Origin of the sequence: Pyxidicoccus sp. MSG2 (assembly GCF_026626705.1) — a bacterium.
Classification (GTDB): domain Bacteria; phylum Myxococcota; class Myxococcia; order Myxococcales; family Myxococcaceae; genus Myxococcus.
The window spans coordinates 11,328,480-11,346,981 of sequence record NZ_JAPNKC010000001.1 but is presented as its reverse complement, the minus strand read 5'-3'; the positions used below and the strand labels follow the sequence as shown (position 1 = coordinate 11,346,981).

General features: G+C 68.3%; 14 protein-coding genes. 8 read left to right on the top strand and 6 right to left on the bottom strand.

Annotated features, from left to right (window positions below; all coding sequences use genetic code 11):
• Positions 1-62 precede the first annotated feature (62 nt).
• Positions 63-758, top strand: coding sequence for a fimbrial protein (locus tag OV427_RS43850; protein WP_267862193.1), 696 nt, complete (start codon positions 63-65; stop codon positions 756-758).
• A gap of 107 nt (positions 759-865) precedes the next feature.
• On the opposite strand, the gene OV427_RS43845 is transcribed toward OV427_RS43850, so the two are convergent.
• Together OV427_RS43845 and OV427_RS43840 are read right to left on the bottom strand one after the other, a co-directional pair.
• Positions 866-3,217: a hypothetical protein gene (locus OV427_RS43845; RefSeq protein WP_267862192.1), complete on the bottom strand. Its 2,352-nt coding sequence runs from the start codon at positions 3,215-3,217 to the stop codon at positions 866-868.
• 196 nt (positions 3,218-3,413) lie between these two features.
• Positions 3,414-4,835 (bottom strand): DUF3943 domain-containing protein, encoded by a 1,422-nt coding sequence (locus OV427_RS43840; protein WP_267862191.1) that lies wholly within the window; start codon positions 4,833-4,835, stop codon positions 3,414-3,416.
• Positions 4,836-5,041: 206 nt separating this feature from the next.
• Between OV427_RS43840 and OV427_RS43835 the strand changes: the two genes are divergently transcribed.
• The 4 genes from OV427_RS43835 (at position 5,042) to OV427_RS43820 (ending at position 10,752) form a co-directional block, all read left to right on the top strand.
• Positions 5,042-5,524, top strand: a complete 483-nt coding sequence (locus OV427_RS43835; protein ID WP_267862190.1) for a hypothetical protein — start codon at positions 5,042-5,044, stop codon at positions 5,522-5,524.
• A gap of 182 nt (positions 5,525-5,706) precedes the next feature.
• Positions 5,707-7,941 (top strand): zinc-dependent metalloprotease, encoded by a 2,235-nt coding sequence (locus OV427_RS43830; protein WP_267862189.1) that lies wholly within the window; start codon positions 5,707-5,709, stop codon positions 7,939-7,941.
• Between the two features lie 491 nt (positions 7,942-8,432).
• Positions 8,433-9,257, top strand: a complete 825-nt coding sequence (locus tag OV427_RS43825; RefSeq protein ID WP_267862188.1) for a hypothetical protein — start codon at positions 8,433-8,435, stop codon at positions 9,255-9,257.
• Positions 9,258-9,351: 94 nt separating this feature from the next.
• On the top strand, positions 9,352-10,752 hold the full coding sequence (locus tag OV427_RS43820; RefSeq protein WP_267862187.1) for a di-heme oxidoredictase family protein: 1,401 nt from the start codon (positions 9,352-9,354) through the stop codon (positions 10,750-10,752).
• An 87-nt stretch (positions 10,753-10,839) separates the two neighbouring features.
• Here the strand turns inward: OV427_RS43820 and OV427_RS43815 are convergent, their stop codons facing one another.
• Genes OV427_RS43815 through OV427_RS43805 form a run of 3 tightly spaced genes read right to left on the bottom strand, consistent with a single transcriptional unit; the run spans position 10,840 to position 15,326 of the window.
• Complete coding sequence (locus OV427_RS43815; protein WP_267862186.1) at positions 10,840-13,452, bottom strand: ABC transporter permease; 2,613 nt, start codon at positions 13,450-13,452, stop codon at positions 10,840-10,842.
• A complete protein-coding gene (locus OV427_RS43810) occupies positions 13,452-13,817 on the bottom strand; it encodes a PadR family transcriptional regulator (protein WP_267862185.1) in 366 nt (121 codons plus the stop codon). Before OV427_RS43810 ends, OV427_RS43815 begins: the two co-directional genes overlap by 1 nt.
• A 54-nt stretch (positions 13,818-13,871) precedes the next feature.
• Positions 13,872-15,326 carry a hypothetical protein gene (locus OV427_RS43805; protein WP_267862184.1) on the bottom strand — a complete coding sequence of 485 codons (1,455 nt, stop codon included), beginning with the start codon at positions 15,324-15,326 and terminating at the stop codon, positions 13,872-13,874.
• Positions 15,327-15,526: 200 nt separating this feature from the next.
• Here OV427_RS43805 and OV427_RS43800 point away from each other — a divergent pair, with 200 nt between their 5' ends.
• Genes OV427_RS43800 through OV427_RS43790 form a run of 3 tightly spaced genes read left to right on the top strand, consistent with a single transcriptional unit; the run spans position 15,527 to position 17,455 of the window.
• Complete coding sequence (locus tag OV427_RS43800; protein WP_267862183.1) at positions 15,527-16,090, top strand: hypothetical protein; 564 nt, start codon at positions 15,527-15,529, stop codon at positions 16,088-16,090.
• Entirely contained in the window at positions 16,080-16,658 is a 579-nt protein-coding gene (locus tag OV427_RS43795; protein ID WP_267862182.1) for a hypothetical protein, read from the top strand. Before OV427_RS43800 ends, OV427_RS43795 begins: the two co-directional genes overlap by 11 nt.
• Positions 16,655-17,455, top strand: coding sequence for a phosphotransferase (locus OV427_RS43790; protein WP_267862181.1), 801 nt, complete (start codon positions 16,655-16,657; stop codon positions 17,453-17,455). Before OV427_RS43795 ends, OV427_RS43790 begins: the two co-directional genes overlap by 4 nt.
• A gap of 15 nt (positions 17,456-17,470) precedes the next feature.
• Here the strand turns inward: OV427_RS43790 and OV427_RS43785 are convergent, their stop codons facing one another.
• Positions 17,471-18,337, bottom strand: coding sequence for a Cof-type HAD-IIB family hydrolase (locus OV427_RS43785; protein WP_267862180.1), 867 nt, complete (start codon positions 18,335-18,337; stop codon positions 17,471-17,473).
• Between the last annotated feature and the right edge of the window lie 165 nt (positions 18,338-18,502).

Sequence of the window (18,502 nt, the reverse complement as noted above, 5' to 3'; positions counted from 1 at the left end):
GCCCGGGTAACGTGGCCGCGCCCGGCGCAAGAGGCGCGCCGCGACCCAGGGGAGCTCAGCAGATGGCGACCACGAAGTGTCCGAAGTGCGGCCGCATCCTCGACGTGACGGGGCTCGCGCCGGGTTCCGGAATCACCTGCGCGTGCGGCAACGTGACCACCGTCTCCACCGGCTCCAGCCGGAAGACGCTCTACATCATCCTCGGCGTGGCCGCGGTCCTGCTGGCCTGCCCGTGCGTGGGCATCCTGTCCGCCATCGCCATCCCCAACTTCGTCAGGTTCCAGGCGCGCTCGAAGCAGACCGAGTGCAAGGTGAACCTGAAGACCTGGTACACGGCGCAGAAGGCGCACTACAACTCCGCCAGCGGCTTTGACCCGGCCCCGTGGAAGGTGGGCTTCGTGCCCGACCGCGGAAACCGCTACGCATACTTCGCGGGGGAAGGCCCCGTAGAGTCCCGCGCACAGGAAGTGCTGGCGCCTGCGACGGACGCGGTGGCCCTGGACGTGGACACCTTCAGATACCCCAACATGCGCTCCCTCTCCACGTCGGACCTGCCTCGGGACGTGGTGGACCGGCTGGGCTTGTCGGGGAAGTGCCCCGACTGCAACATCACCCTGACGTGCGTGGGCAACGTCGACAACGACGACACGCTGGACGTGTGGGTCATCTCCACCCAGGACCTCGACCTGCAGGACGAGTCCGGTCAGCCCGTGCGGGCCGGCGTCCTGGCGAACATCGTGAACGACCTCGAGAACTGACGTCGGCGCCCAACCGCTCGCGCATGATGGCCACGCCCCAGCCGCCTGGCGTGGGTTCGATTCCCGCCACCTCCACATTCAGACCTGGAAGTATTTTCGACGCGCGCTCAGAGCTCGCGGTAGTCGGGGCAACGGATTGTCTTCACCTGTGGGTAGTTGCCCTTCCGGTACCAGATGTGAAGCGGGACATGCCAGGCGATCAGGCTCTTTTCGACATACTCCAGGCAGGCGACGGGTGGCTGGAAGTGACCCGAAGCGTTGTTCAAACGGCATACCCTGCCGCCCTCGACGAACAGCTCGCCCGCGCACCAGACGGGCGCCCAGCCGCCGTTCAACTGAGAGTGTCTGACGTGCTTGTAGGCGCCATCAATGCCGACGTTCGGCAGGTATCTGAACCCGTCGTACTGAGAACCCTCCGTCTCCCGATCGTAGCGCCTCAGGCGCAACCTGTTGGTCTGCTTGTGGTAGACGTAGATGTACCTGCCGTCGTCCAGCGTGGGGACATGGAGCGGATACAACGTCGTCACGAAGTTGAGCGCGCTGGAGTCCATGTTGAGTTCATCACGGACCTGGTCATCGTATTGCCAGCAGCTCATCTCAGACGTCCAGCTCGGCTTGTTGTGACAGTCGTCGCGATCATCCGCCAGTTGCTTCTCGGTCCAGTGCGTCCGGACCAGATGACAGGTGTCGAACGAGGAGTGACTCATCTCCGTCGTCAGGCCCGGCATGCATTCGTAGTAATACATGTCCTCGGGAGAGCAGTTGAAAACCGCGATGCACATGAACCAGAAAGTCCTGTCGTAACGGCAGGGGAGTTCCCCTTCTCCGCCGCAGTTGGCCGCGCGTGTGACGGTCCGCCGGTGTTGCTGGTGCCGGGCCTCCGTCCGCGGATCCTCGAGCCCCAGGTAGGCCCCGTCCAAGACGGCCCCATGGAAGCCCGCCAGGGACTCACTGTCCTTGCCACCGTCCTCCCAGCGCACGTACCGCACGCCCGGGCCGTAGCCGGTGAACGCATGGAAGACGTGGTCCCACGGCTCAGCTCCCGCCTGGCATGTCCCGGTGTTCGTCAGGATGCCGGAGTCGAAGGACGCGACGACCTGTTGTGACTCATCCAGCAACTCGACCTTCAGGAAGTACGAGTCCGGGCAGGACTCCCCGCGGAAGTGCTCGCTGACGAAGAAGGGCGGCGCGTCATCCAGGACGTCGGCCGAGTAGCCCTTGGCAATCAGATCCACGAGCTGGCTGCGTCGGGACCAGCCATTGGACGTCCGGAAGGCCAGGTTCCCGGCGATGCCATCGCGCGCCATGGACGTGACGCCCCAGCCGTCTCCCCCACTCTCGAGGACGTTCCAGCCCGTCAGGTCTCCCGTACCCGCGCCCGGATTCTCCAGGAGGTTGTGCCCCAGGACGACCACGAAGGCCTTGTCCATCAACACGCCGTAGTGCCCACCCCAGAACTCACGGTCCTTCCCTCCATCCTCCCACCGGACATACCGCACGCGCGGGCCGTAGTCGGCGAAGGCGTGGATGAGTCTGTCCCACTGCTCGTCTCCCCACTGGCAGGACCCGGTGTTCGTCCGCACGCCGGAGTCGTACGACGCCACGACGTTCATCTTCTCGTCGAGCAGTTGCACTCGGAGGTAGTAGTTGTCGGGGCAGTAGGTCCGCTGGAATTGCTCTCCCACGACGATGAGCGGCGCCTGGGCCATCGTCTCGGGGGTGAACCCCCACTTCCACAGGTCGACGAGCTGCTGACGCCGATTCCATTGGTAGGACGTGCGGAAGACGCGGCTGCCGGCATCCCCGGTCACCGCCCAGCCGGCGCCGCCATTCTCGGTGACGGTCCACCCGGTCATGTCTCCCTTCTCCGCGTCGGAGTTGCTCAGGAGGTTGGCGTGGAAGGCGGGGTGGTTGTGGTCCAGGACCACGAGCCGCGCGTCGTCCATCGCCACCCCGTAGTGCCCGCCCCAGTACTCGCTGCTCGTGCCGGCGTCCTTCCAGCGGACGTAACGCACGCCTGGGCCGTAGTCCTTGAACGTATGGGACTCTTCATCCCAGACCTCGTCCCCCCACTTGCACTCCCCGGAGTTGCGTTTCACGCCCGAGCTCCAGGAGGCGACGACTTGCATGTCGAAGTCGAGCAACTCCACCTCCAGGGAGTAGTCATCGGGACAGTACGTCCGTTGAAACCGCTCGGAGACGTGGATGAGGGGGGCCTCGTTCATCAGGGTCGATGAGAAGCCATGCGCCCAGAGGTCGACGAGCTGCTCGCGCTGGTTCCAGGTGTAGGACGTGCGGAAGAAGCGGCTGCCTGCATCTCCATACACCGCCCAGCCCGCGCCACCATTGTCGGTGAGGGTCCACCCGGACAGGCTGCCCGCCTCCGCGTCGGGGTTCACCAGGAGGTTGGTGAAGAACTCCGGCGAGGCGCCCTCCGTCAGGGCCCCGCTGGATTCCACGACCTCGACGGAGGGGTCCAGGTCCCCGTTACATCCAGTCAGACTCGTGGACAGGGTGAGCACTGCGAGAAGGAGGCCAGGCAAGGCCAGTCTGGGATTGTTCAACGGTCACTCCAAGGGTGTCGGCGGCGCAAAAAATCCACCATAACCCGTTGCCACGGCGCACCACCCGACACAGACGCGCGAGGCCCGTGCCTCAGTGCAACGACACGAAGACGCGCAGCTCGTAGGCGTCCTTGCGCACGTCCGGGAAGGCATGGAAGCGACTGTGGCGCCGGAAGTAGTTCACCTCCGAGCCCAGGCCCAGCCGCCCTCGCACGGGCACGTCGACCTGGAGCTGGCCGATATGCACGCGGTGCACGCCTCCCGGGCCGCTCACCGCGTCGATATGGGAGACCCCCGCTTCCAGGGTGACGATGTCCCAACCGTCGCGTGAGTAGCAGGCCTGGAACTGGAGCCCCACGCCGGGCCCGTAGTCGTAGTTCCGGTCCGCGGAGCCGGTGTGCTCGGAGGAGATGCCCACGAGGACGTCGCCCACCACCATCAGTGCCAGCTTCAGCTTCGAGTCCCGGCCCAGGGTTCGCTGGTGGAGCAGTCCCGCCGCGAGCGACTGACCTCCGAGCTCGTACGCGAGCGTGTCCATGTAGCCGAGTTCCTGGAACAGGCCCAGGCGCAACGCATCCTGCTCGGTCCAGTGGAGCGTGTGCGCGGCGAGCACGCCCGTCAGCCGCGCGTGGCTCACCACGCTGTGCTCCTTGGTGGTGAGTCGGACATACCCCTCGAAGGCATCGAAGGGCTTGTGTACGTCGCCACGGAAGGCGTCCCCGTAGCGAAGGCCGAACTGGGCGAAGAACTGGTTCTCCCCCCGCCCGAGCGACGTGCCGTCCGCGAGCCTCAGGTATCCCGCCGAGCCCCAGCTCGCGAAGGACTCCGGCCGCCAGTCCTTCGGCGTGGGCTCATGGCGCGACAGGTCTCCGCGCACGAGCCGGTTGAATCCGCGGATGGGGCTGAGCATGGCCCCGGCCAGCTCGCGCCCGAACCGCTCGCGTCCCGTGGCCTGGGTGTCGAGCACCAGGGAGGACAGTCGGTAGAGCGCCTCTCCCAGCGCCATGCCGCCCAGTGTCGTGTTGATGATGTCGTTGATGGATGCGGGGTCGTTCTCCGCGAACAACTCCCACTGGAGACTCCCCAGGAGCGTGAAGGGAGTCGCCCCCAGGAACGAGAAGCCGTTGTCGCGCGCGGCGTTGAAGTACAGGCTGCCCGCATACGGGTGCGCGAACTGGTTCTCGGAGAAAGGGTCGTCATCCCACACGAAGCCCGTACTCAGGTTGGACTTCCACGTGTGCAGGTCCACCCGAGCCCACGACTTGCCCGTCACGTACCGGTCAAACGCCCAGAGGGTGAGATTGATGCCGGTGACCTCGGCCACGGTGAGCCAGGGGTGGCGCTCCTTCTTCTCTCGGAGAGGAGCATCCGGTGGCGGCGTGCGCTCCTCGGCGCGCGCGCTCCCAGCCAGGCCCCCCAGCAGTCCCGAGATGAGCAGGATGCCTCTCGGCCTCCATGGCCCGCGCCCACGTCCACCCGTCCCCATGCCCGGCTCCACGTCGCGAATCGCCACGGTAGGCACGGTCCGCCCGAGGGGCGCCCTGCCTTCCGGGGCAGAGGCAGTGGGAGTCGGCTATCGACGACGACCCCCTGCTCCCTCCGCCGGTACGCCCCACCCCCGCTCCTCCACCTGCCCCTCCGATGAGAACGGGACAAGACGGGATGGGGCGGCAACTTCTCTGGCGAATTGATGGCCATCGGAGGGTATGAGGAGCACCCATGAGCGACGAGCGAACGCCTGCCGAGCCCGAAGTGATGGAGCCCACGTTCTGGCGGAAGAACGGCTGGACGGCCAGGGTCATCAAGAACGAGGAGGACGACGGCTGGGCCGTGGAAATCCGCAAGCAGGGAATCCCCGAGCCCGTCCTCATCAGTCCGTGGGTGATGGGCCGCGACAAGAAGAACCCCAAGCCCTTCGATGCGCCGGCCTTCGCGACCTTCGTGAAAACGGCCTCGGAGGTCCTCGACCGCTCCGCGCGACAGCGCGACCAGGCCATGACCAAGAAGCTCTCCATCGCCTGGGAGGGCCGCTGGTACGAGGTCCGGCTCGAGCTCGTGGCCGATGAGTATGAGCCCCACGCGCTGCTCTCGGCCATCGACGACGCGGGCGTGACCGTCGCGAAGCATCGCGTGCCCGCGAACTTCAAGTTCAACAGAGACGCCGCCAACGCGTGGGTGCGCGACGGCTTCCCCGAGCCCTGAGCTGGCTGTCCTCAACGACCCGGCGGATCAAGCCGCGAAGCCTCGAGAGCGCCAAGCGTGCCACGGTGTGAAACTGCCGTGCATTTGTCATGCGTTTCCACCTGCATCGATATGTCTCCGCGTGACGGGCATTCGTCCCATACCGCAACGGCCTCCAGACGCGGTGCGGAAGGGGAAACACCATGTCGAGACCCGGAATGGCCGCGCCACGCGGCCTGCTGTGCCTGCTTTGGACGCTATCCCTGTGGATGACCAGTGCCTGTGACGACGGGGCGACCCGCGCGGTGGAGCGCTCCGGCTCATTGCTCGAAGGGCCCTTCGTCGCGGTGTCTCGCGAGCTGAGCCCCGAGTCGTGGGAGCGCCTGCGCCTGGGACTCGGCGTGACGCCGGAGACGCGCAACGCGGAGGGAAACGGGACGTTCTACCTCGCGCTCCGCAAGAAGGAGCTGGGCCAGCGCTGGTTCATGTCTGCCTTCCTGAAGCAGGACACCCCGGTGGACGCCTTCGGCAACGTCGTCTGGTCGATGGGCGCACGCGTGGTGTCCTTCCAGGTGCAGAACGGCAAGCTGTATGCGTTCGACGTGGATGACACCAAGGTGCGCAGCGAGCTGTTCAAGCCGGACGAGATCATCGAGGCGTGGCCCGTCATCACCGACGATGCCACCTTCAACCGGCTGCCGGGCTCGGAGGACTACATCCTCTTCGACCCTGCCGCGGGCCTGGACCGCCTCATGGGAATGGACGACCTGGGATCCACCTACGACGCCGGGTTCGAGGTCGAGCTGGCCTTCGCGCGGCGCTTCCGGAAGCTGGACACCGGCATCGCCTTCGAGAAGCTCGTCACCGGCCATGCGCAGCCCTACATCGCGGAGGCCTACGTCCCCCCTCGAGTCACCGCGACGCTGGCTCTCGAGCTGAAGCGCTACCAGGAAGGTGCGGGCTTCACGACGCCCCCCGCGCCGCCGCTCACGCACTACTTCCTCAGCAAGCCGCGGCTCATCCCCAACAGTGGCCTGCTCACCCAGGAGGTACCCATCAAGTGGAACATCCGGCCGGGGATGAAGCCCATCGCCTGGGTAATCTCAGACACGCTGGTGAAGGTGCAGCAGGACCCGCGCTATCGCGGCTACGACATCATCGGCGCGGTGAAGCGGGGCGTGGAGCATTGGAACGAGGCCTTCGGCTTCCAGGCGCTCTCCGTCCGGGTGGCGCGGCAGGGCGAGTCCCTCGGGGACCTGGACCTGAACTCCATCTTCTTCGACCCCGACCCGAGCTACACTTCCGCGCGCGCGGACTTCCGCGCCAACCCGAACACCGGGGAGATTCTCGGTGCCAACGTGTACCTCCCCATCGCCTGGCTGGACGTGGCGGTGGCGGGGGGAGAGGCGGAGCCCGTGATGCCGGAAGCGGGGGTCGCTTCCCGTCCCCGGCTCGAGCTGTCGTGGAACGGCATGACGCCCGAGCGGCTGTGCGAGCTGGACGCCTCGGAGGCACTGGCGGGAGCCGCGGCCCCCGTCGTCGCCGGGCTCGCGGAGACGCTGCCGCCCCTGACGCCCAAGGAGCGCGTGGAGCGCATCTTCACGGACGTGGTGATGCATGAGATTGGCCACACGCTGGGCCTGCGACACAACTTCAAGGGCTCCCTGACGTTCCCCTCCTCCTCGGTGATGGAATACACATACCTGCCGGAACAGGCCTACCGGGGGGGCGGAGTGGGGCCCTATGACGTGTCCGCCATCCGCTACCTCTACGGGCTGTCCTCCCACCTGCCGGAAGAGGCGTTCTGCACGGATGATGACCGCTGGCTGGACGTGGACTGCAACCAAACTGACACCACCTCGAACCCGCTCGAGCTCTTCTATGGCACGGCGTACCGGGAGAAGCTCCGCGCGACGCTGGAGACGGGAGCCCCGCCTCCGGCCGACGCGCTCCTCAATAGCGTGTTGCAATACGTGCGCTCGGGCCGCTCCACCCAGGAGAAGCTGCGGGCCTGGAACATCGCCACGGAGGGGCTGCTCGCCCCCATTCCTCCGGAGACCCTGGCGGCGTTCCCGGGCTACGGCGACAGGGCGGATGCCCAGTCCCGGCGAATCCTCCAGCGCCTGTACCTGGACAACGCCAGGACCCGAGGCCTCTTCATGTCGGCGGACCCGCAGCCCAATTCCCTCTTCACACCCGTGCTGCTGGGGCAACTGCGTGGCAACCTGCTCAACGTGGACGGCGTGCGCAGCCGGGCCACGCGCCGCACGGCCATCGACATCCTGAAGAAGCTCCAGACGTACGAGGCCTTCACCTTGCTGCGCGAGGCGCGTGACGTCGTGGAGGCGTCCCTGCCGGGGCTCTCCGGGCAGGCGCGGATGGACGCCGAGGACCTGGTCAGCCGACTGGTCCAGGCAACATCACCGTACTTCAACTGAGGAACGTGCGGGCCTGGGCGAGCGGCGAGCTCCAACCCAGGCCGCGCGGAAGGTGGGGGCATCACCCGGAGCGAGGCTGGCTCTTACGCTGCGTGAGCCCCTGGGGTCCCATGACAGGATGGAGCCCCGGATCCCTCCTGCGAGCGGCACTCCTCTCAAGGTTTCTTGGAATCCGCGACATCCATACCCAGACAACCTCGGATACCTGTCACATGGATGGAATGTGTCGATGTCTCGCCCTGCCACTCGGCCTGTAGCAAGAAGCGATACATCTCACGCCGGGCTGTAACGCCATGCGCTACAGCGGTGGCGGCTCGGAGACTCAATTCCTTGCTGATACAGAGGAAGTGAAACATGCCAGCGGGGCTGGCATGCAGGGTGCAGTAGGGATGGCAGGCCGCCAATGGAGAGCATTCGGGCTGGGCCGGCACCGGATGCAGCGCTCTCCCGGCGGAGCAGGGTCTTCCCCTATTCAAGAGGTAGGTAAATCCATGCAGCTGAAGATGATGGGCCGTCTTTTCGCGGCGGCGCTTCTGAGCGTGATGTCGGGTTGTCAGGGCGAGGAGCCCACGGCGAACGGCGACGTGGCCACGCAGGAGTCCGGTGTGGAGTCGCAGTGCGTAGGCCGGTTCAACGGCATCAACAGCTGCGCGCTGGGTAACGCGCAGCTGGCGCCGACGGAGCAGGGGCTGGCCGTGGGCGGGCTGCGCAGCGTGAAGACGGACGGTGTCGCGAGCAGCTTCGCGCGGGCCTCCAGCTGGACGCAGGCGACGGAGATCAAGTTCGGCAGCACCTCGGGCGCGCTGCAGCTGGACGCGCGCTCGGGCGACCAGGTGGTCAGCTCGCTGCGCGTGACGCCGGGCCGTGGGACGGACACCGCGAACATCACCCCGACGTTCAGCGGCTCGCCGGGCGGCTCCCCCTACCGGATGAACGTCTACCGCGACGGCGTGCTCCAGGGCTCGTCCTCGAACCCCGCCAACCGGATGATCGTGTTCAACAACTGGCGGGACTTCATCCGCTGGCTGGTGGCGGTCGCCGACTTCTACGAGATTGACATCATCTGGGGGAAGAACGGCGAGAAGCCCGCCGCCCCGGACAACGTGGGCGCGTGCGGCTGGCGCCTGCGCACCAAGGGCACCACGTTCTCGGTGACGCTGGATGACGGCAAGGTGCTCACCGGCGACACCGTGGAGTTCGTGGAGGAGATCGAGGACGGCCACTACCCGTACAACGGCTTCACGGGCATCGACGTGAAGGCGACCGCGCAGGGGATGAACATCCTGGGCGAGTCCTTCGTGCCGGCGGCGAAGTAGTCGCCCCGCCCGTGCCTCGAGCACGGGCCTGACGCCGGGCGGGTGCCACATTGGGCCCGCCCGGTGTCGTCTCCCGCATCCCTGGAGCCACCCGATGAGCCGGCGGCTGTACCTGTTGGGCATTCCCCTCGGAGCGCTGGTGCTCACCGCCGCCGTGTGGGCGCACGCGGGGCGTCGTCCCCTGCCACCGCCCCTGGTGCTGGGAGCGCTCGACGTCGCGGTGGAGCCAGGCGAGGAGCTGCCGGGGGGCGCCACCACGGTGACGGACGCGGGGCGCAACGCCTTCGGTCGCTCGCCGCCGAACATGGACCGCTCGCGCTGGCCGGAGTTCCACCTGGGCAAGCGCGTCTTCGACCGCGACTGGAGCGACCCCGGCCATCTCCCCGGACTGGGCCCCCTCTTCAGCGCGAACTCCTGCATGACGTGCCACGTGAAGGACGGGCGCGGGCGCCCTCCCCTCTCACCCGCCGAGCCCCAGGTGTCGCTGGCCATCCAGCTCGGCTCCGCCACGGGCCCCGGGCCGCATCCCGTGTATGGCGAGCAGTTGGATCTCCACCAGCTGGGCCAGCCCCGGGGCGAGGGCACCGTCGAGGTGGGCCACGAGGAGCTCACCGGCACGTTCGCCACGGGAGAGACGTACTCCCTCTTCCGCCCCGTCTACCGGTTCAAGGACCTGGCTCTCGGGCCGCTGGAAGCGGGCACGCCCTTCTCTCCCCGCGTGTCTCCCGCCAACTTCGGCCTGGGGCTCCTGGAGGCCGTCCCCGAGGAGACCTGGCTGGCGCTGGCGGACCCGGAGGACCGGGATGGCGACGGCATCTCCGGACGCGCGAACCAGGTGGAGGACGTGAAGGAGCGCCGCCCCCGGCTGGGCCGCTTCGGGTGGAAGGCCAACCAGCCCACGCTGGCGCAGCAGGTGACCCACGCGCTGGTGGCGGACATGGGGCTGACGAACGAGCTCTATCCCCGGGCCCAGGAGCCCGAGGGCACGCCCGTCACCGCCGGGCCGCCCGACGTGAAGGACTATGACCTGGAGCGGCTCCTCTTCTACACGCGGCTGCTGGCCGTGCCGAAGCGACGGGACTGGGACTCGCCCGGGGTGTTGCGTGGCAAGGCGGTGTTCCGCGCCATCGGCTGCGCCTCCTGTCACGTGGACCGGCCCCTGGAGACGGCGGAGGTCCCCGGCTTCCCGGAGCTGTCGCGCCAGCGCATCTTCCCGTACTCGGACCTGCTGCTGCACGACATGGGCGAGCGCCTGGCGGATGGACGTCCGGACGGGCTCGCCACCGGTCAGGAGTGGCGCACCCCGCCCCTGTGGGGCATCGGCCTGACGGCGACGGTGAGCGGCCACACTCGCTTCCTGCACGACGGGCGGGCCCGGAACCTCGAGGAGGCCGTGCTGTGGCATGGAGGAGAAGCCGCGCCCGCGCAGGAGCGCTACACGCGGCTCGTCCTCCAGGACCGACAGGCGCTGCTGGCCTTCCTCGGCTCGCTCTGATTCGAAGCGAGCTCAGTGCGCTGCATGCTCGAGCGCGCGCCGACGCTGGTGGTGATGGCCCACCCGTGAGCCGCGCGCGGTTCGACCTCAGTCGCTGCGCAACGACACGATCGGATCGACGCTGCTCGCCCGCCGCGCGGGCATGTAGCTCGCGAGCATCCCGATGCCGGTCATCATGACCGACATGAGCGCGAACAGGACGGGATCCAGCGCCTGGACCTCGTAGAGCAGCGCGCCGAGGAAGCGCGTGGACGCGAGGGCCACGGTGACGCCGATGACCACGCCGATGAGAACGACCTTCGTCCCCTGCGACACCACCTGTCTGCGCACGCGCCCCGGCGTCGCGCCGAGGGCCATGCGCACGCCGATCTCGCGCGTCCGCGCGGCGACGACGTACGACAGCACACCGTAGAGTCCCACCGCGCCGAGGATCAACGCGAGCGCGGACATCACACCGAGCGTCAACATCGTGAACGACAACTCCTGCGTGGACCGTCGCGCCAGGAACTCCATCGTGTACTCGCGGTACACCGGAGCCTCGGGGGCAAGCTGGCGTACCAGCTCGCGCACCTCGCGCTGCAGCGTCGCGGCGCGCGCCGATTTGAGAACGTACGCCGGCGAGCTCATGCTCCACGAACCCGGAGTCGGACCGGTGAGCGGGAAGTAGACGACTGCCTCACCGGCATCGCGCCAATCATCCTGCTTCACGTCCTCCACCACGCCGACGACGGTAAAGGGTACAGCCGTGTTGTCGCTGCTGACGCGACGGATACGCTGGCCCAGGGGACTCTCGCCAGGCCAGAGCCGGGTGGCCACCGAACGGCTGACGATGACGTTGTTGTTCGGCGTGAACGCTTCGTCAGCCGTGAACGCACGTCCTTGCAGCAACTCGATCCCCATCACGCGAAAGTAGTCCCCCGCGGTGAAGTTCCGGTCGAGCAGCGCGCCGCCCCCCTCCTCGGACATGGCGTCGGAGAGAAAGCGCCCGGTGCCCGTTCCTTCGTCGAGCGGAATGTTATTGACGATACCGACCGCCGTCACACCGGGGAGCGCGCGCAGCTGCTCCATGAAGGTGGCGTGCAGCCGCCCCCAGGTGGGTCCGTCGGTGAGGTGCTGCTGGTCGGGCGCGAACTGGAAGGTGTAGATGTCGGCGGTTTCGTAGCCGGGATCCACGTTGCGCAGTCGCTGGAAGCTCTGAATCAGCAGCGCGGAGCAGATGAGCAGCACCAGCGCGAGAGCGGTCTGCCCGGCCACCAGCATGTTGCGAACCCAGTAACGGCGGCTCGTGGTTCCCCGGCCCCCGTCACGCATGTTCGTGAGGTCGGGAGATGATGCGCGCAGCGCGGGGACTGCGCCCGAGAGCAGCACGGAGAGCAGGACGAGCCCGAACGTGGCCGCGACCGTCGCGAGATCCAGGCCCGCGGCGGCGCCGAGCCTCGGAATCCCCTGCGGCGCCGCGCGAAGGAAGAGCGGCAGTGTCACCGCGCTGAGAAACACGGCGAAGACGCCCGCGGGGAACGCCACCATCAACGCCTCCGCGAGCTGGAGCCGAACGAGCTGCGCCCGCGACGCTCCGAGGGCTCGGCGGACTGCCATGTCGCGGCCGCGGCCCTCGGCGCGCACGAGGAACAGGTTGGCGACGTTGGCGCAGGCGATGAGGAGCACGACGAAGACCGCGCCCAGCAGCAGCCACAGCGAGGTGCGCGCCGTGCGCCCCACCATGCGGTCCAACAACGGCTCCACCACCGCGCGGTGCTTTTCGATCAGACGGGCGTAGTTGGGTGGGCCGCCGAAGCGCTCGGGCAGCTCCTTGGAGAGTCGGGTCAACTCCAGGGCGAGCTGCTCCCGTGTCACTCCTTCCTTCATGCGGGCAAGGACGAAGGAGCCGAACTGGCCGGGACGAACCTCCTCGACCCGAACGGGGCTGGCGATCCAGAGCATCGTGTCATCGCTCGGGAAGCGGAACTCCGGGGGCATGACACCAATGATCTGCTTCATGCCGTCCGAGACGAAGTACGACTTCCCGATGATCGATGGATCGCGTCCGAACCAACTGCTCCACAGCGGGTCGCTGATGAGCACGACGTCGTCATCATCCTCCGGGACAGGAAGGCGCCCGAGCTGCGGGCGCAGGCCGAGCAGCGGGTAGAGATCGTTGGTCGCCCATGCCATCGGAATGCGCTCGACGCGGCTGTCCGTGCGCAACGTCGATGTGCCCGAGCCGGCCATGCAGAGGCCATCGAGGAGCTTCGAGTGCTCCTTGTAATGAAGGTAGAACTCCGTCCCGAGGTCGAAGCGCTCAGGGAGATCCGATCCCGGAGCGGAGCCGGCGACGGAGACCAGCCGGTCCGGATTCTGGAAGGGGAGCGGTTGCAGCAGGACCGCGTTGACGACGTTGAACATCCCGGCGACCGCGCCGAGCGCGAGAGCGAGAGTGCCAACGGCGGTGACGAGGAATCCCGGTGTGCGAAGCAACGCCCGACAGGCGTGGCGCAGGTCGCGCCCGAGGCTCTGGACCCACGCGAAGGACTGCGCGTCACGGAATCGATCCCCCACATTGCCGACGTTGCCGAAATTGCGTCGCGCCGCGTGCTCGGCCTCCTGGGGTGAGAGCCCCTGCGCGCGCAGCCGCTCCGTTTCGAGCTCGAGGTGAGCGCGGATCTCGTCTTCGAAGTCGCTCTGGGATCGGCGTCCGAACATCAGGCATTCTCCGGCGTGGGGTTCGGCTCCATGACACGGGCGATGGACTCCACGAGGCGGTTCCAGCGCCCCGTCTCAACGACGAACTGCCGCCGGCCGGCGGCCGTGAGGGAGTAGAAGCGCGCGCGTCGGCCGTTGTCCGAGACTCCCCATGCGCCGCTGATCCACCCGCGACTCTCGAGGCGCTGCAGGGCGGGATAGAGCGACCCGTGGTCGACCAGGAGCGTGTCACCGGACCGCGCCTGGATCGCCATCGCAATGCCGTGCCCGTGGTGAGCTCCCAGGGCCAGGATGCGGAGAATGAGGAGGTCAAGCGTTCCCTGGAGGAGGGAGCCTCGGGGCGGTTGGGCGTCTATGGTCGACATTCTACCTGAGTGTCGTGCGCGTCTGGTAGACTGTCAACCCGTGGGCCCGGGGGGTTACGCGTAGCGCACCTGGTGACGGAGGCGGTTGACCTCATCGCGAAGCTGGTCGCGGACGTCCGCCACCGTGCCCGAGTACTCGAAGATCGGCGCCTTGCGGTCGGTGGTGGTCGCCGAGAAGCCGCCACTGATGGAGCTCAGTCCCCTGCCAGAACCCTTGGAGAACTCGGTGACGTCGGTGTCGTACGGCGTGAGGGTCGCCTCGAGCTCCGTGACTTCAGCGAACTGGTTGAAGGCCGTCCCGAACTGACCGCGGAGGAGGGACTCGAGTCCGCCCGAGCCGAGGACCTCGTCCACGCCACCGGTGAACTCGAGCTTCGCCTCGGCCTCGCCGCCGAGCCCGCCCACGATGGGCAGCTTGCCCTTCGCCTTCACATCCGCCGTGAGCGACACAGAGACCTCGCCGGTGTGCACGGCCGTCTTCGCGAGCTCCTCCACGACCCCATCCGGGTCCTCCAGCACGTCGCTGACGCTGAGGCCATCGGGGAGCTCGAAGCCCTCCTCCACCTTCAGCTTCACGTCCCCGCTGAGCTCGCCCTTGACGCCCGGGAGCGAGCCGGCCGTCTCGGCGGAGATGCTCGTGTACTGGCTGAGCACCAGCTTCGGAGGTCCGTCGCCAAACTCGAGGCGCACGCTCGCGCCGAGCTCCTGTGACGTACCCGCCCCGAGCGAGGCGCGCTTTGCGCCGCTCAATTTTCCGACGAGGTCGGAGGACGTGTTCGGGTTGAGCTCGAGCGCGGAGACATTGTCGAGCAGCGCGCCGTAGTCCGGCGTCGCGCCATCGAGGGCCCCCTTGATTCCGCCGTCGAGGAAGCCCGAGACGCCGCCGACGACAGGACCCAGGAACGTCCGGGCCGCGTCAGCCACTTCCTCAGCGCTGTCGAAGGTGAACTCGACGGTGGCGCTGGAGTTCGTGAACCTGTCGCCGGAGAGCTTCGCGCCCTTCTTCTCGAGGCTCGCCATCACGCCCGCCCCCGCTTCGCCTTCCACCGCGAGCGTGTACGTGCCGTCCTCGTTCTTCGTGATGGTCTGCGTGCCTTCGAGCCGGCCGCCGATGCCGTACACCGAGCCGTCGATGCTCGCGCTGAGCTGGTAGCTGTCGCCCGGGCCGAGGTCCTTGACCTGGTCTTCAATCGCGAGGAAGTCGACCTTGTCCTTCAGGGTGTCGATCACCCTGCGTCCGATGGCGGTGGCGAAATCAACACCGCGCTCCGCGGCCTCGACGATCTCGTCTCGCGCGTTGGAGATGGGATTGAGGAGGAACGGAACCGACGGCGGGGAGTCGATGAAGCTGCTGATGCCGTCGTAGACCTCGGTGGCCTGGGTCGTCGCCGCGTCGAGTGCCTCTTCACCTGTGTCGATGACGGAGTCGACCGTCTCGGTCACGGCCTCCTTGGTGGCGTTGTAGGCGTTGGTGACCGGGTTGTTCTTCAGCAAGCCGCCGATTCCCATGTGCATCTCCCTGGTGGGTTTTCAGGGAGTACGCACATGTGAATATTCGGGTTACATCGCCTGACCACGACGCAGGCGGGGCTCGACGGGTTCAAGCGCGCTCACGCCGTCTCGCCGTTCGAGCCGCGGGACACGCCGGGGAACGGGCCTGTGCCATCCTGGTGGCCCGGGAAGCGTCCCGGGCCACGAGCCCACCGTCCATGCCCGCCACCTCCGCCCTCGCCCTCCAGACCTCTCTTCACGCTCCGAAACCGCGCCTGCGAGATGCCGCCAACCTGCTGGCCTCGCTCGCTCCGGGCGTGCTGTTCGGCGTGGCGCTGGTGGCGCTGTCCCGGACGCCGCGCTTCGCGTGGCTCGCCCTGCCCTCCCTGTACCCGTGGGAGCTGTGGGTGGTGGCGATGGCCGGGACGACCGCGACGGTGGCCGGCGTGGCGGACTGGGTCTATCACCGCGCGGCCGGGCTCCGAGTGGGGCCCAACGAGCACAAGGCGGAGCTGCTCGCGCTGGCAGGCGGTGGGCTGCCGCTGTTCCTGCTGATGTGCGCCGCTTCGGTGTCTCCCCGCCCGCACGTCTTCCTGCTGCCCGTCCTCGTCGTCCTGATGGGGACGATGGTCCTCATCTGCTACGACGAGTTCGTCTTCCACCGGCGGCGGTGCGGGCGGTTCGAGAATCTGCTGCACCGCACCCTGCTGGGAGGCCACGGGCTCGCGTTCCTCGCCTGGGCGCACTTCTGCTTCGCCCGTGAGCAACTCCATGGCGGCTGAGGTCCTCACCCGCGTCCTGCCGTCTCCGGTGCGGCGTGCCCGCGCGCTCCTGATGCGCGCGGCGGCGCTGTATGACGCTCCCGGTTCGCCGCTGGCGCGTGAGGCCCGGAGCGCCTGGCCTGGAGGCTTTCGCGGGGGCGCCGCCTGGATGGCCGGGGCCATGTCCCACGTGCGCGGCCAGCCCGTGCGGGCCGTGCTGCCCGGCGCGCAGGCACTGGGGCTCCTCAAATATGCCTCCGCGCTCCTGGCTGCCGTGGGGGCATGGGGCATGGCCGTCTTCCTGGGGCTGCCACACGCGGTGGGCCTGCTGCTCGCGGTGCCCGCGTTCTATGCCGTCGAGGTCCAGGGGCTGTTCCTCTTCCCCCTGGCGCTGGATGGCGCCGCGCGCCCCTGGCGGAGCGCGCGCTCGCTGCTGCGCGAGGCGGGAGGCACGGCGGGCGCCATGGGGACGGTGCTGGTCCTCGCGGCGGTGATGGTGTTCGGCGGGCTGGCGGGACGCGGGCTGGTGCGGTGCTGGTGCCTGGGATGCCTCGCCGTGGTGCTCTGGTACGAGGAGTTGAAGGCGTGAAGCGGGGCGGGACGCTCGCCGAGCTGTGGAGCCATGGACTGGGGCTCGCGATTGAGTCCGTACGCGTCAACTCGGTGCGCCTGGAGACGCGGCGGGACGTCACGGTCTGGGTCAAGCGCCGGCGCCTCGGCATGGGTGCGGTGATTGCCACCGGCAATGTCTTCCTCCGTCTGTCGCGCAGCCGCATCCGCATGTTCGTCTCGTGCTCGCGCTGGCGGGACTGGGAGCTGGACTCCTTCCGGCTGCTGCACGCGGGCCGCGTGGCGGAGCGCTGGAAGGGGTGTGGCGTGGCGCTGGAGGCGCTCCCCGGAGAGCGCCTGGACCTGTTGCTGGCACGCGGGCAGCTCACCCCGCCCATGGTGGAGGCCGCGGCCCACGAGCTGCGCCGGGCGCATGGCCTGACGTTCCCCGGCTCGTCCCGGCCGTGGTCGCACGGAGACGCGCACCTGAAGAACGTCCTCTACGACGCGGGCGAGCAGCGCGCGTGGCTCATCGACTTCGAGACACCGCACGAGGCGAGGCTGCCCGCCGGGGATCGCCACGCGGATGACCTGTTCGTCTTCCTGCTCGACCTCGTGGGACGCGCGCCCGAGGGCCCGGTTGAGGGGCTCGCGGCGGCGTTCCTCCGGGCGTACGCACGCGAAGATGTCCTGCGCGCCCTGCTCGCGCGACTCCAGCCGCCTCGGGGACTGGAGCGGGCCCTCTGGAAGAGCCGCTCCCAGCAGCTCCCGGAGGCACGGCTCCTGCGCTGGCTGGAGCACCTCCGGAACGAGGTGCTCGGCCTGATACGCCCATGACAAGTCATTGACGCGCTAGCCGGGTGACGCTCCCGCTCCCTCGAATACGCCATCCCCGAGCACCCAGCGCTCGAGCCCGAGCGCGAAGCCCTCTTCCTCGGAAGAGGCGGTCACCCGGGTTGCCTGCGCCCGCACCTCCTGCGGCGCCTGCCCCATGGCGATGCTCAGCCCGCTCTCGCGGAACATCAGCACGTCGTTGGGCTGGTCCCCGAGCGTGGCGATGCGCTCGCGCGGGATACCCAGAGAGGCGGAGAGATGTCGGGCCACGGCGCCCTTGTTGGCCTCGGCATGGGTGATGTCCAGGTAGTAGGGCTGCGAGAGCTGGGCGCTCACCCTCGGGCCGCAGCGCGCGGCCACGTCCGCGCGCGCCGCTTCCATCCGCACGGCGTCGTCACTGACGCCCACCAGCTTCACGACGCCCTCCTCCAGCCCCGCGAAGTCCGCCACGCACTTCGGAGCAAACCGCACCGTCCACTGCTCTCGCGCCACGTGCGCCGTCTCCCCGTCGCGCACCAGCCAGTCGAGGCCCCGATACACCCACGCATCCAGCCCATGCGCCGCGAGCACCCGCAGCAGGTCCGGCACCAGGGCGGGCGGCAGGGTGTGCGCCTCGACGATGGAGAGGTCGGAGGGCCGGCAGAACATGCCCCCGTTGAAGGCCGCCACCGGCGTGGTGAGGGCGAGTGGCGGAAGCAGCATCCTCATTCCCCGCGGCGGACGCCCGCTGGTGATGGCGAAGCGGATGCCACGTGCGCGCAGGGCCCGCACCGCGGCGACTGCCCGCTCGGTGAGCGCCTTGTCGCGCGTGAGCAACGTGCCATCCACGTCCGCGAGGACCAGGGCAATGCCAGAAGGAGGAAGCGGGAGGTCCGGAGGCTGCATGGCCGCTCCTGGGCTGGACGCGGTGGCGCGACTCCCTCTCATGTAGTTCCGAGGACGCCACCGCGCATCCCGTGGACTTCCGAGCCAGCAAGTCAACGCTTGGAGCGTTGCCAGCCCCTGTTGGGCGGACGCAGTGGGGTTGGGAGCGCCTTCGGTCCCGGGGCC